Source organism: Leucobacter aridicollis (assembly GCF_024399335.1).
GTDB lineage: Bacteria > Actinomycetota > Actinomycetes > Actinomycetales > Microbacteriaceae > Leucobacter > Leucobacter aridicollis_A.
This window is the reverse complement of record NZ_CP075339.1, coordinates 3,134,410-3,147,007: the sequence shown is the minus strand read 5'-3', so window position 1 is coordinate 3,147,007 and position 12,598 is coordinate 3,134,410. Positions and strand designations below refer to the sequence as shown.

The following is a 12,598-nucleotide window of genomic DNA, read 5'->3' as shown; positions in this document are numbered from 1 at the left end:
TGTCGCGCTCGACCACTCGGGTCGCGCGCCCCCCACTGATTGAAGGAGACCCCGTGACTGTACGCCACATTGTGAGCTGGAAAATGAATGGCGAGACCCAGGAAGACCGGGCGCGCCAGGCTGCGGAGATCGCTGAGGCGCTCCGCCCGCTGCCACAGACCGTGCCAGGCATTCTGTCGCTCGAGGTGCACCTCAACGCCTACAACGCTGACGCGAACTGGGACCTCGTGCTTGCCAGCGACCACGAGGATCTGGCCGCACTCGACGTGTACGCGACCCATCCCGACCACCTCGCCGTCGTCGCTCTTGTCAAGGAGCGCGCTGCAGGTCGTGCCGGGGTCGACTTCGAGGTCTAACTCATGAGCGCGGAGCCGCGGCCGCAGCAGATTCACCTGAGCTCGGCGCTCGCGCAGCGGATCGTTGACGAGCTCGCGCCGGCTATTCAAGAGAATCTGAACCTCATGGATGCCCAAGGGTTCATCATCGCCTCAAGTGATGCGACGCGTGTGGGAACGATGCATCCCGGCGCCCGGGAGGCCGCGGCAACGAACGTGGCCGTCAGCGTGTACGCCGAGACGGTGCGGTCGGGTGAGCGGCCGGGAGTGAACCTTCCGCTCGAATACCGCGGCACGGTGATCGGGGTTGTTGGCGTCACTGGCACCCCCGAAAAGGTGCAGTCGCTGGCTCCTGTGCTCGTGCTCACCATCGCGCTCTTGTTTGAGCGTGAATCTGAGCTCGCCGGGGAGTCTCGTCGAGATGCAGCCGACCGCGACGTGCTCGCGCGGCTCGTGTACGGTTCGCGGCCGCTCGACGCGATCGGCTCGCTCGGTCAGCGCGCGCCTGCGCTGGCTGGCCCGTGGGTGCTTGTCGCGGGCATGGTTCCAGCCGCGGCAGTCGGCGGAGTGCCGGGCGCCGCGGTATTCGACTCGGCGAGGGTCGCGCGACTGCGCGGGGCCCTCGGGCCGTACGTTGTCGTTGGCGCGCTACGTGGCGTGCTGTGGGTGCTGGCGAGTGGTGTCGAGCGCGCCACCGATGGTCGGAGCGCCGCGGGTTCAGGGGCGGGCGCTGCGCTCGCCGAGCGAGTCAGCGCGCTCCTGCCTGGGGCCGCCGTTGTCTACGGCAGTGTGTGTCACAGCGAGACCAAACTTGCGGTCGAGGCAAACCAGCTTGCCGCTCTCTCAGCTCAGCGCACGACGTGGCTGAAGCCAGGCGTGCGCGCTGCGAGCTCTCACCTGCTGCACCTCGCGGCAGCACAGCTGCCGGCGACGCTTACAGAAAGTCTTGTCGGCTTGCTGCAGGATCTGAGCGCGGGCGAGCGCGAAACGCTTGGGGCCTACCTCGCGACAGGGACCGCTGCGGAACTCTCGCGCTCTGGGTATACCCACCGCAACACAGTTCGGCGTCACCTTCTGACTGTCACCGAGCGGACCGGCTTTGACGTGCGAGTTCCAGAGCAGGCGGCAGTGCTCGCACTTGCGCTCGCCGCTCAGCGGGCCGCTGGGGAGACGAGCGCACGCACGCGCTGACTCACTACCCCACGCGAAGTGGTGCATAGTGCACCAGTCGCGTGCGCACTTTAGGTAATCATTGGTGCGCTATGCACCTGTTCGGGAGCCCTCGGCGCTCCTAGGCTGAAACGCATGCCAGGCAAAGAACGCCCAGTGATTGTTGCAGCCCCCGACTCGTTCAAGGGCAGCTGCACCGCCGATGCGGCAGCGCGCGCGATGATCGCGGGGGCTCGCGAGGTGCTTGGCGACGCGGCAGAGTACATCGAGATTCCGCTCGCAGATGGCGGGGAAGGCACACTCGACGGCCTGCTCGCAGCGTGGGGGGTCGAAGCGCGCGATGCGCGTGTGCTCGACGCGCTCGGCCGGCCGCGCACGGCACGCTACGGCGTGAGTGCGGACGGCGCGACAGCGATCATCGAGGCGGCAGAGGCGAACGGCTTGCCGTGGGTGAGCGACGAGGCGCTTCGACCACTCGAGGCCGACACGTTCGGCGTCGGGCAGCTCGTGCTCGACGCGCTCGATCACGGAGTGACCGAGATCCTGCTCTCGGTTGGCGGCTCGGCGACGAGCGAGGGGGGCACCGGCATCCTGCGGGCGCTCGGCGTCCGGTTTCTCGACGCCGGTGGCAACGACGTGAAGCCGGGCGCGGCGGGACTCAGCTCGATCGCAGCGGTCGACGCGACGGGGCTCGACCCGCGGGCCCAGGCTGCGACGTGGAAGATTGCTGTCGATGTCGGATTTCCGCTCTGCGGGCCCGACGGGGCCGCCGCGGTCTTTGGCCCGCAGAAGGGCGCGAGCACCGGGGACATCGACGTGATCGATGCCGGGCTTGCGAGGCTCGCGACCGTGCTTGCAGAACGCAACGACCTGCCAGCGGAGAATTACACAAATAGGCCAGGCTTCGGCGCAGCGGGCGGCATCGCCCTCACCGCGGTCGCGCTTCTCGGCGCGGAGACGGTTGCCGGGGCTGACCTGGTGTCCGAAGCGATCGGGCTCCCCGAACTTCTTGCGCGGGCGACCCTCGTGCTCACTGGCGAAGGGCAACTTGACGCCCAGTCGGTGAACGGCAAGGTCGTCGACCTTGTCGCGCGCACCCGGCCCGCCGGTGTGCCGCTCGTCGTGATCGCCGGCTCTGTCGCGCTCACCGCAGCCGAGAGCCGGGCCGCGGGCATCACCGCCGCGTTCTCGATCGCCGCAGGCCCGACTGGTCTCGCCGACCTCGTCGCAGCCGCTGAGCCCCGGATCTCAGAGACGTCAGCGAATGTTGTCGCGCTCGCGATCTCGCAGGAGACCACCGCCTGACACAGCCGTCGGGCGGCTCAACACACTGACACAGTCGTCATTCAAGAAAGAGAGAAACCGTGCTCGATCTCATCGTGCTCCTGGTGCTCGTCGCCAGTATCGTGCTGGTCACGGCCAAGTTCAAGATATCCCCGTTCCTCGCGCTGCTCGGCGCCGCCTTCATCGGGGCATTCGCCTTCGGACTCCCGGTTGAAGAGATCATTCCGACAATCACCGAGTCGTTCGGGAAGACCCTTGGCAACATCGGCCTCGTGATCCTCTTCGGCACGATGATCGGTGTGATCCTCGAACGCTCGGGTGCGGCGATCGCGATGGCTGACGCGCTCATTAAGCTCATCGGAACACGCTTCCCGACGCTCACGATGTCGGTCATCGGGTACATCGTCTCGATCCCGGTGTTCTGCGACTCGGGGTTCGTGATCCTGAACTCGCTGCGCAAAGCGATCGCGAAGCGAACAGGGGTATCGCTCGTCGCGATGTCGATCGCGCTGATGACCGGTCTCTACGCAACGCACACCCTCGTGCCGCCGACGCCCGGCCCGCTTGCTGCCGCCGCGAACCTCGAAGTCGACTCTCACCTCGGCCTGCTCATCGGCCTCGGCCTCATCGTTGCCGCCGTGTCCGCCCTTGCGGCGCTCTTCTACGCGAACACCTTCCTGAAGCGCGACGTTGAACTGCTGCCGCTCGCCGAGGGCGAGGTTGAGGAAAGCTACGAGGACCTCAGGGCCGCGTACGGCAAGCTCCCGAACGGCTTTGTCGCGTTCCTGCCGATCCTGATTCCTATCCTGCTTATCTGCCTCGCGTCGATCGCGAAGCTTCCCGGGCTCCCGTTTGGCGAGGGCGGCTTCGCGGCCACACTGAACTTCGTCGGAACCCCCGTCGTGGCGCTCGCGCTCGGACTCATCGCCGCGATCTTCCTGCTGCGAGGCAACGGCAAGCTCGAACGCTTCAACGCGCAGATCGCTGACGGCATCACGATCTCGGCACCGATCCTTATGATCACCGCGGCCGGCGCTGCCTTTGGTGGCGTGCTCGGCAAGAGCAGCATCACCACGTTCCTCGCCGACAACCTCGCGACGCTCGGCATCGGCATTGCGGTGCCGTTCATCGTGTCTGCGGCGTTGAAGACCGCGCAGGGATCGTCGACAGTCGCGATGGTGACAACGTCTGCGATGATGCTGCCGCTGCTGCCAGCGCTCGGGCTCGGCAGCGACATCGGTGCCGTGCTCTCGGTACTCGCGATCGGCGCGGGTGCGATGGTTGTCTCGCACGCAAACGACTCGTACTTCTGGGTGGTGTCGCAGTTCAGCCGAATCCCGACCGCAACCGCGTACCGCACGCTGACGCCGGCGACGCTCATTCAGGGCGTCTCCGCGTTCGTTGCGGTCTGGGTGATCAGCCTCATCATGCTGTAGTCCACCTTCCCCGAGCGCTCAGCCCGGGCCCGCAGGCAGATCACACGTTGCTGCCTGCGGGCCCGGGCTTCGTCATTGCAGTGCGCCTGTGGACAGAATCGAATAGTTGTTCTGTTTGTTGCTATTATTGACGCCTGTAGGAAACTGGCGCTGATTACTGACACACAAACGCATCGAATGTCTGGAATGAGGATACTGTCGAGTCGAAAATGTCGGTAGATCGGGGAATATGGAGCGTGCGACTTGAATATCGAGTTCAATGATGCCGCGGCCGATGCCGTGATTCACGCGCTGACCAGTGCTGAATCCACACTTAGGGGCCAGTCTGGTGAGCGAAGCACCGCGGCCGAAATTGCGATGGTGAACTTCGCGGGCGCCTACTCGAAGGCTTTCGCGTTGACGCGAACGGCGGAGTTGGAAGACAGGCTGCGACTGGCTGGTGTGCTTGAGGATCTCACTTTGGCGATTCGGGAAGCGAAGCGTCGTGCCGAGAACGAGCGACGTCGGCTTCAGGAGACCGCCGAATGGCAGGCCCGTGAGGATCAGCGCCAGGCAGAACGAGCGGCGGACCCGACCGGGGCGGCTTACGACAGCGCCGCGGCCCTCGACCCCAAGCCTTCCGAGTATGCGATCGCGCCTCCCGAGATCTCTGGGGCATTTGCGCCCGGGGTGCGAGACCGGTCAGCTCGTCGGGGCGGGCGCGGCGGGCGAAGCTCGGCTGATCCATCGCGACTCCGCGCGTTCGTCTCCCGCTCGCGCTCGCTTGACGCCCGCCTTGAACAGCACGTCGTGGCCGTTCAGAACGCCTGGGCCAGCTTCGTCGCATCGTGTTCGTGGTTGCGGTTCGGAACGATGTCTTTCGTTTCCGGGTTTCCGAGGATGGTGAGCGAGAATACCGCAGACGCCACCTGGATCGGCCGTATCGCTGACCAGTTCGCGCGCGCGGGCGGGGGCAGCCTGAGCGACGCGCGGCTCGACCTTCTCGCACGCGCGACAGCGCTTGACGTCGCAGAGAGTGCACGCTTCAAGCAACTGCTCGACGGCGCGCTCTCGCCAGCAGAAGCGGCCGAGTACTGGAACTCGCTCGGACTTTCTCCAGCCGACGTGCGGTTGCTGCCGCCCGAAGCGCTCCTCGCGCTTGCGAGTCTGAGCGGGCTGCCTGCCTGGGCGCAAGACGCCGCTTCGCGGGAGTTCTTGGAGTACGCCCTCGAGAACCGGAAGATCGCCTACGAACTGATGGGGTTCACCGACCCGTTGCGTACGGCGAACTCCCGCCACCCCTCGCTTAACGGCGCGGCGGATGGCTTCGCGAACGTGTCATACAGTGAGTTCGTCAGCCAGCTCAAAGCGATCAATGACGCGCTGGGTGAGGCTGATGAGGATGCCAAGGGCGCTCCCGGTCATCCCGTTGTGCAGTTGGTCGGCCTGGGCAGCCACGACGGCGCACTTGTCGCGGGAATCTCTCTCGGCAACCTCGACGTGGCTTCAAACGTCGGCGTGCTCGCCTCGGGCATGGGCTCCGACGTCGGCGACATGTTCAACGGCAACAAGGCCGCCCAGGCGCTGTACGAGGATGCATTCCGCAAAAGTGACACGGCCTCATTCGCCGTGGTGAACTGGATCGGGTATCGCTCTCCGAAAACAGTCGGCCAGGTGCGAGACCTCGGTCACGCCGATTCGGGCGCCAGGGAGCTCGCCTCGTTCCTCAACGGCATCAGCGCGAGCCGGGGCGAGTATGGCAACCCTCCCGAGCAGCTCGCGGTCTTCGCCCACTCCTACGGCTCCACTGTCGCCGTGCAGGCGCTGAAGCAGACGAGTTTTGAGGTCGGTGCGCTCGTCACGCTCGGCTCCGCCGGGGTCGCTGACGGCACGACGGCTGGCCAGATCAACGCCACTCAGAAGTACGCGGTGCACGCCTCGGGAGACAACCTCGCGTGGATGGGCAAGGGCGGGGGGAAGGGCCTGGACCCTGGCGATATCGCAGGCTTCGACACGCTCAGCGCGGAGGCCTCGGAGGGGCCAGGGGGCATTCCGCTTAAGGCCACGACGATGCACAATCTGTACGTTGAGGAGGACTCGTGGAGTCCGTTGAACCTAAGCGGGACGGTTGGGTACCTCTCAGTAGGCTCCACCGCGCTCAGCGAGAGTGGCGCTGTGCTCGCCGGAACGATGGAGAAGTGATGCGAAACACGACAGGCTTAAAGCGAGCGTTCGCGCGGCTCTCGATTGCGCTGGCGGCTGCCGGCCTCGCGCTGGGCGTGGTTGGGTGTTCGGAAGGGATTGGTGGAGTGGTGAGTATGGGTGTTCAGGATTCGTCAGGGATGACTCGGGCTGAGGCGGCTGGGTTGTCTGCTGAGGAGCGGTTTGATTTGTATGGTGTGCGGTACGAGCGTGCGCGCGAGTTGTTGACCGAGGCACAGTTGCAGCTGTCCCCTGGACCGTGGCGGTGGCTGACTGGCGGTGTTGGCGGACCGCGGGGCGGTCCTCATGCTGCATACCCGTTCCCGGGTTCTGATAGCCGGAACACGTATTACATTGATTTGACGCGCACGATTCATCCGGAGGGGGCGGTTGGTGCTCGTGAGGATGCTGAGCCGATGGTCGCGTATTTCGAGTCGAAGGGGTGGGATGCCGAGCTTGCCGATATTGAGAGCCAGACCGGGCTCGGCCCTCACAGGTTTGAGGCTCGTGCGGTGACTCAGGATGGCTTCAACGTGGTGTATCAGGTGCAGGACAACGGGCAGTACAACTTGTCGGTGATGAGTGGCCTCTTCTGGGCGGACCGTCATGAGCTCCTCATAGAGATCAACCACCGGATACCTCTGGATTCGTTCTTCCCGCCAGACGATGAGTCGGTCCCTGGCGTGTATGTCGAGTTTCCCAAGTGGAGTGACCCGAAGCTGGAAGAGCATGAAAAGTAGACCGTGACTCAATCTATGTCTTCTCCTGCTACCCGCCGCGGTTGTCGCCCAGGAGCGCTGGTGGCTCTGTTGGCGCTGAGTCTTGTCGGGTGTTCGTCGGGGCTGGCGAGTTGGGGTGTTCAGGATTCGTCGGGGATGACTCGGGCTGAGGTGGCTGGGTTGTCGGCCGAGCAGCGGTTTGATTTGTATGGTGCGCGGTACGAGCGTGCGCGCGTGCTCTTGACCGAGGCGCAGTTGCAGGTCAGTGACGGAGTTTGGGGGTGGCACACAGGTGGCGCCGGTGGCCCATGGGGAGGGCCGCGTGCTGATATTCCGCTTCCTGGTGCTGATAGCCGAAACACCTACTTTATTGATCTTGGTCGTTGGATCGAGCCGGAGGGCGCGGAAGGTGCCCGTGAGGACGCTGAGCCGATGGTCGCGTATTTCGAGTCGAAGGGGTGGGATGCCGAGCTTGTCGATGTGGAGAACCGGACTGGGTTGGGCGTACACCGGTTTGAGGCCCGTGGGGTGACTGATGACGGCTTCAGCTTGGTATATCAGGTGCAGGACAACGGGCAGTACAACCTCAAGGTGCTGAGTGGCCTCTTCTGGGCAGACCGTCATGAGCTTTCGAGTGACATCAGGCATCGAATACCACGGGATTCGTTCTTCCCGCCGGGTGAGGAGTCTGTGCCTGGCGTGTATGTCGAGTTCCCCAAATGGGATAGCCCTAAGCTCTGGGGGCAAAGCGTCGAAGCTCGTTAGACTTGACCATGCATGTGTGCACCAGCCCGGCCTTGGTCGTGCAGCCTCGCCGCGAGGCCTATGCCCCGAAACTCTTGCTCCATTCGCGCACCCGCGCCGCGCTTTCTTCTTCTGAGAGGTCTTCGATACGGGTCATGACTGACCACCGCACGCCAAACGGGTCGCGAATGCTTGCGAAGCGGTCGCCAGACACGAAGTTTGCGAGCGGTTCGTGTAGCGTTGCCCCGGCCGCGAGCGCTCGGGCAACGACGGCGTCTGCATCGCTGACGTAGAGCCCGAGGGAGTAGCAGCTGCAACGGATCGCGGCGCGGTCGTTTGGGCTCTCGCTGCATTCAATGATTCAGCGGCGGCGGCTGCAGGAGGCTGCCGAGTGCTTACGCGGGGGCGGTTCGGGCAAGGACGCAGCCACAGGCGGTGCGGCAAGCATCGCCGAGATCGCCGCGGCGACTGGCTACGCCGATCACGCACACTTCACGCGCGACTTCAAGGCTGTTCTGGGGATGACCCCTCGGGAGTACCGGTCCCGTGCGCGGGGAGCCTGAACTCCTCCGGAGGGAGCGCGACACCGGTAGCGGAGTCCGCGAGGATCCGCCCGATCGCGGGGGCAAACTTGTAGCCGTGGCCGGAGAAGCCGGCGGCGACGGTGAGGCGCCCGACGCGGTCGAGCACGAAGCGCCCCGACGGCGTCGATGTATAGGTGCAGCTGATCTCGACGCCGGTGTCGGGGTCGAGCCCAGGGAACCACTCGGCGACGTGCTCGCGCACCGCCGCACGCACTTCGGGCGTTGCGGCGAAGGTGCGCTGATCCGGATCGACGACGTGGCCGACCGCGTGCAGGCCTACCTTGACGCCCTCGCCAGGGCTCGGCATGCCGTAGACGTTGCCTCCCCGCACATCGAGCTCCGCGGGGGTGAACATGTGGTTGAACGATGGCCACAGCACGGCAGGGTCGCGCGGGGTGAAGTGCGCCGGGTGCTCCTCGGTGACGGTGAGCTCCGGGAGCTCGACGAGGCCCGCGAGCAGTGGCTTGGACCACGCGCCGGCGGCAACGATCGCGCCTTCGGCATCGACTGTTCGTACGGCGCCGTCAGCTCCCTCGACCTCGATGCGCACGCGTTCTGTCGATGGGTCGATGCCGCGCACCCTCGCATGCCGCTCGATCGTCACTCCGGCGCTTACCGCGGCCGCTTCGAGGGCGTCGAGGGCCCGGGCAGCGTAACCGATTCCGGCCTGTCGGCTGAGCAGGACCGGCCCAGCGAATCGCATGCCAGCCCAGTGCTCGCTAGCCTCGGCAGGCGTGAGGAGAGCGACGTCGGCGCCGCGAGCGACGAGTGCATCGTGCGCAGCAAGCACGACAGTCTCGTCGCCCTGCGTAACGAGGCCGTGGAGGCCAAGGAGGGGAAATGACACACCAGCTTCGAGCTCGCGCCAGAGCGCGAACGCCTCGTCGAACAGGTCGAGGTAGAACTCCTCGTGATACGCATTGTTGATGTTGCGCGTCGAGCCGTGCGAGGCGCCGCGCGCGTGGTGCGGGTCGAACTGCTCGATGAGGTGGACGCGCGCCCCGCGCTCGGCCAACTGCCAGGCGGCCGAAAGCCCCATGATGCCGCCGCCGACAATGATGTGGTCAGTCTGTGTGCCCATGCTCCGAGCGTATCTCGCCCGACTGTTGCGCGCTCGCCGGTGAGTGCACGTGGACCCGTTCGCCGGCGGCGTTGAAGATGCTGATGACCTCGACAGGGTGTGCGCCCGCCGCTCGCATCCGGTGCGGCACAGTGGTGTCGAACTCGGCGGCCTCACCAGGCTCGAGCGTGAGGTGCTGTTCTCCAAGCTCAAGACTGAGTTTGCCCGAGAGCACGTAGAGCCACTCGTGTCCGTCGTGAACCTGAGGCTCTCGCACCGGCGCGTCTGGCCTGTATGTGATTTTGAATGCGCGAACGTCTGACTCAGCCCTGGTGAGTGGGGCTATCGTCATCCCGCCCCGTGTGACCGGGGTGCGGTGAACTCGCGGGTCGCGGGTGGGCGGCGCGAGTAGGTCGTCGACCCGGATGCCGAGCTGCCTTGTCAACGGAAGGAGCAGCTCGAGACTGGCCTGGCGTTTACCTGACTCGAGGCGTGACAGGGTCGACACCGACATGCCTGCACGACCGGCGAGGTTCTCCAGCGTCATGCCGCGGCGCTGGCGCGCAGCGCGCAGGCGCGGGCCGAGCTGTGTGAGTTCGTCCATGCGTGCCTCCCGGGTCCAGCGTGCCACTTCTTGCCAATACCGCAATGCCAATTGCCATTATCGCATGCGATCCTGAACCATGAACGTATGGAAACCACAGACTTCGACGCAATCGTTATTGGCGCAGGCGCCGCCGGGTTGAGCGCCGCGCAGGCTCTCGGACGCTCGATTCGACGTACCCTCGTGATCGACGCCGGTCAGCCGCGCAACCGGTTCGCGTCTCACATGCACAACGTCCTTGGGCTCGACGGCACCCCACCGCTGGAACTCCTCGAGCGCGGCCGCCGTGAGGCACGCACGTACGGGGTCGAGTTTCTCGCGGCGCGCGTCGCGACAGTGCGGGACTCGGGGGACAGGCTTGCCGTTACGACATCAGCGGACGGGGGAAGCGCCGATGGTGACCTCGCACCCCGAGCCACTGCACTCACCGCCCGCGCTCTTGTGGTGGCGACGGGCGTGACCGACAGGCTCCCGGGCATTCCTGGCCTCGCCGAGCGCTGGGGGCGCACGGTCCTGCATTGCCCCTACTGCCACGGTTGGGAGGTTCGCGGCGCCCGTCTCGGGGTGCTCGCGACCTCTCCGGCCTCGATGCACCAGGCGAAGCTCATCAGGCAGTGGAGCGACGACGTCACCGTGTTCGGTGCAGAGCTGGGCGAGCTTGACGCCGCCGACGAGCGTGCGCTTCGTGCACGGGGAATACGCGTCGAGCCTGATCCTGTGGCAAGCGTGACCTCGGGCGCCGCAGCCGAGATGCTCGTGACGACAACGGGCGGCGCCTCGCACAGCATCGACGCAATTTTTACGGCGAGTCGCCTGCAGGCACACGATGACTTCCTCTCGGGGCTGGAACTCGACCGCGCGGAGTCGCCATTCGGCAGCTTTCTCACAGTCGACCCAATGGGCCGCACAAGCCACCCGCGCATCTGGGCGGCCGGAAACGTCGTCGCACCGATGGCGACTGTCCCGATGGCTATGGGGGCCGGGGCGGGGGCCGGTGGAGCCGTGAACTTTGCGCTTGTCGAAGAGGACTTTTCCGACGCAGTCGCCGCCTCGGAAGCGGGTCGCGCATGAGCGGGCACGAGCAGGATCCCGCGGCGTTCTGGGAGCAGCGCTACGGCGGAGTGGAGAGGGTCTGGTCGGGGAGCGTGAACGCCGCGCTCGCCGCAGTTGTCACGGAGCACGTCGACCCATCAGGATCGGCACTGGCTTGCGTCGACGACGGGCCTCGGGGGCGGGATGCAGGCTGGCAACCTCGCTCCCTTGACCTTGGCTGCGGGGAGGGTGGTGACGTACTTTGGCTTGCTGAGCGAGGATGGGACGCATCCGGTCTTGACCTGTCTCCGACGGCCGTCGCGCGCGCCAAGGACGAGGCACAGGCTCGCGGTCTGCGCCCACACTTTTTCGTGACCGACCTCTCGGAATGGGCTGAGCAGACATTCGCGGCTGGCGCCAGTGACGCGTACGAGCTCGTCACCGCAAGCTTTCTGCAGTCGCCCGTGCGCTTGCCCCGCACTGATGTCTTGCGCGCCGCAACGCGTCATGTGGTGCCAGGCGGCTACCTCGTTGTGATCTCCCATGGGGCACCGCCGGCAGCCGCAGCGGGCGAAGACTCGGGCCACTGCCACCATGCCCCTGACTCGTTCCCAACGCCCGCCAGCGAGCTTGCGGGCCTCGCGCTCGACCCGACTGACTGGGACGTTGTCGTGAATGAATCTTGGGCTCGGGATGGAGTGACAAGCCGCGGTGAGCGCGTAGCTGCCACCGACATCGTGACTGTCGCGCGGCGTCTGACCGGAGAAGCATCAGACTGAACCTGTTGAAATCCGATGGATTGACGTAGCATGTGGCCAATCCATCATGGGGATGGCTGGGTGATTGATACAAAGGGGGTATTGCTCATGGTTGCTACCAACAATGAAGTTTCTATCCGGTCGCGGCGCGGCTGGACCAAGGCCCGCGCGCTTCTTGCGGGTGGGCTCGTGCTTGGCGTCGGCGCGGCAGTTACGCTCGCCGCGTGGACCGACAACGAGTGGGTGCGTGGCGTCTTCGGGACGGGCACGTTTGGCATCGAGGGGTCGAAGGACGGGTCGGTGTTTAGCGACAATCCGACCTCTGGGGATCCCGCGCAGTTGAGCTTTGCCGTGGGGGGCAGACAACCTCGCGCCAGGCTCGCAGGTCTACGCCGGCTACGCGGTGCGCCTCTCGCCTGGATCGACTTACGAAGCCGAAGTGACAGTCGCGCAGGACGTGAGTGACGCGATCCCGGGCACCACCGCGAGCTACGTGTACACGACGAGCACGACCTGTGACGCTGCAGCCTTCGGGGCAGGCACCAACGCCAACGGGGCCACGTTCGAGCTCACGTCGCTTGCCGCACCTGCGTTCCTCTGCTTCCGAGTAGTCGCGGACGACACCCTTGCACAGGGCGCGGACGGGTCGATCACCTGGACGTTCAGCGCTGAGTCTGGCGCGACACTCTAG

Annotated in this window: 14 protein-coding genes and 1 pseudogene; 12 read left to right on the top strand and 3 right to left on the bottom strand. The window is 65.7% G+C overall.

What is annotated here, in order from left to right; translation table 11 throughout:
* The first annotated feature begins 53 nt into the window (after nt 1-53).
* From KI794_RS14110 to KI794_RS14080, 7 genes are all read left to right on the top strand, one after another.
* Nucleotides 54-356: a Dabb family protein gene (locus KI794_RS14110; protein WP_255808466.1), complete on the top strand. Its 303-nt coding sequence runs from the start codon at nt 54-56 to the stop codon at nt 354-356.
* Between the two features lie 3 nt (nt 357-359).
* On the top strand, nt 360-1,526 hold the full coding sequence (locus tag KI794_RS14105; protein ID WP_255808465.1) for a CdaR family transcriptional regulator: 1,167 nt from the start codon (nt 360-362) through the stop codon (nt 1,524-1,526).
* A 114-nt stretch (nt 1,527-1,640) separates the two neighbouring features.
* Nucleotides 1,641-2,810: a glycerate kinase gene (locus tag KI794_RS14100; RefSeq protein ID WP_255808464.1), complete on the top strand. Its 1,170-nt coding sequence runs from the start codon at nt 1,641-1,643 to the stop codon at nt 2,808-2,810.
* Between the two features lie 59 nt (nt 2,811-2,869).
* Nucleotides 2,870-4,225: a GntP family permease gene (locus tag KI794_RS14095; protein ID WP_119282749.1), complete on the top strand. Its 1,356-nt coding sequence runs from the start codon at nt 2,870-2,872 to the stop codon at nt 4,223-4,225.
* Between the two features lie 243 nt (nt 4,226-4,468).
* Nucleotides 4,469-6,406, top strand: coding sequence for an alpha/beta hydrolase (locus tag KI794_RS14090; RefSeq protein WP_255808463.1), 1,938 nt, complete (start codon nt 4,469-4,471; stop codon nt 6,404-6,406).
* Between the two features lie 140 nt (nt 6,407-6,546).
* Nucleotides 6,547-7,146, top strand: a complete 600-nt coding sequence (locus tag KI794_RS14085) for a hypothetical protein (protein WP_255808462.1) — start codon at nt 6,547-6,549, stop codon at nt 7,144-7,146.
* Nucleotides 7,147-7,281: 135 nt separating this feature from the next.
* On the top strand, nt 7,282-7,890 hold the full coding sequence (locus KI794_RS14080) for a hypothetical protein (RefSeq protein ID WP_255808461.1): 609 nt from the start codon (nt 7,282-7,284) through the stop codon (nt 7,888-7,890).
* Nucleotides 7,891-7,948: 58 nt separating this feature from the next.
* On the opposite strand, the pseudogene KI794_RS14075 reads toward KI794_RS14080, so the two are convergent.
* A pseudogene (locus tag KI794_RS14075) lies at nt 7,949-8,179 on the bottom strand (VOC family protein); the annotation flags it as partial.
* 46 nt (nt 8,180-8,225) lie between these two features.
* Here KI794_RS14075 and KI794_RS14070 point away from each other — a divergent pair.
* Nucleotides 8,226-8,432 carry a helix-turn-helix domain-containing protein gene (locus tag KI794_RS14070; RefSeq protein ID WP_255808460.1) on the top strand — a complete coding sequence of 69 codons (207 nt, stop codon included), beginning with the start codon at nt 8,226-8,228 and terminating at the stop codon, nt 8,430-8,432.
* Here KI794_RS14070 and KI794_RS14065 read toward each other — a convergent pair.
* Nucleotides 8,374-9,534 carry an FAD-dependent oxidoreductase gene (locus KI794_RS14065; protein ID WP_255808459.1) on the bottom strand — a complete coding sequence of 387 codons (1,161 nt, stop codon included), beginning with the start codon at nt 9,532-9,534 and terminating at the stop codon, nt 8,374-8,376. The two genes, KI794_RS14070 and KI794_RS14065, sit on opposite strands and share 59 nt — an antisense overlap.
* Entirely contained in the window at nt 9,518-10,117 is a 600-nt protein-coding gene (locus tag KI794_RS14060; protein ID WP_255808458.1) for a helix-turn-helix domain-containing protein, read from the bottom strand. Before KI794_RS14060 ends, KI794_RS14065 begins: the two co-directional genes overlap by 17 nt.
* Before the next feature lie 87 nt (nt 10,118-10,204).
* Here KI794_RS14060 and KI794_RS14055 point away from each other — a divergent pair, with 87 nt between their 5' ends.
* From KI794_RS14055 to KI794_RS14040, 4 genes are read left to right on the top strand one after another with little or no spacing between them, the layout of a single operon-like run.
* Nucleotides 10,205-11,188, top strand: coding sequence for an NAD(P)/FAD-dependent oxidoreductase (locus KI794_RS14055; protein WP_255808457.1), 984 nt, complete (start codon nt 10,205-10,207; stop codon nt 11,186-11,188).
* Nucleotides 11,185-11,928: a class I SAM-dependent methyltransferase gene (locus KI794_RS14050; RefSeq protein WP_119282757.1), complete on the top strand. Its 744-nt coding sequence runs from the start codon at nt 11,185-11,187 to the stop codon at nt 11,926-11,928. Before KI794_RS14055 ends, KI794_RS14050 begins: the two co-directional genes overlap by 4 nt.
* A gap of 60 nt (nt 11,929-11,988) precedes the next feature.
* Nucleotides 11,989-12,372, top strand: coding sequence for a SipW-dependent-type signal peptide-containing protein (locus KI794_RS14045; protein ID WP_255808456.1), 384 nt, complete (start codon nt 11,989-11,991; stop codon nt 12,370-12,372).
* Nucleotides 12,347-12,598, top strand: coding sequence for a hypothetical protein (locus tag KI794_RS14040; RefSeq protein ID WP_255808455.1), 252 nt, complete (start codon nt 12,347-12,349; stop codon nt 12,596-12,598). Before KI794_RS14045 ends, KI794_RS14040 begins: the two co-directional genes overlap by 26 nt.

Excerpts from the sequence above, each read along its gene's own strand:
- KI794_RS14105 (WP_255808465.1), top strand. The coding sequence starts at position 360 with ATGAGCGCGGAGCCGCGGCCGCAGCAGATTCACCTGAGCTCGGCGCTC.
- KI794_RS14100 (WP_255808464.1), top strand. The coding sequence starts at position 1,641 with ATGCCAGGCAAAGAACGCCCAGTGATTGTTGCAGCCCCCGACTCGTTC.
- KI794_RS14085 (WP_255808462.1), top strand. The coding sequence starts at position 6,547 with ATGACTCGGGCTGAGGCGGCTGGGTTGTCTGCTGAGGAGCGGTTTGAT.
- KI794_RS14080 (WP_255808461.1), top strand. The coding sequence starts at position 7,282 with ATGACTCGGGCTGAGGTGGCTGGGTTGTCGGCCGAGCAGCGGTTTGAT.
- KI794_RS14070 (WP_255808460.1), top strand. The coding sequence starts at position 8,226 with ATGATTCAGCGGCGGCGGCTGCAGGAGGCTGCCGAGTGCTTACGCGGG.
- KI794_RS14065 (WP_255808459.1), bottom strand. The coding sequence starts at position 9,534 with ATGGGCACACAGACTGACCACATCATTGTCGGCGGCGGCATCATGGGG.
- KI794_RS14060 (WP_255808458.1), bottom strand. The coding sequence starts at position 10,117 with ATGGACGAACTCACACAGCTCGGCCCGCGCCTGCGCGCTGCGCGCCAG.
- KI794_RS14055 (WP_255808457.1), top strand. The coding sequence starts at position 10,205 with ATGGAAACCACAGACTTCGACGCAATCGTTATTGGCGCAGGCGCCGCC.
- KI794_RS14050 (WP_119282757.1), top strand. The coding sequence starts at position 11,185 with ATGAGCGGGCACGAGCAGGATCCCGCGGCGTTCTGGGAGCAGCGCTAC.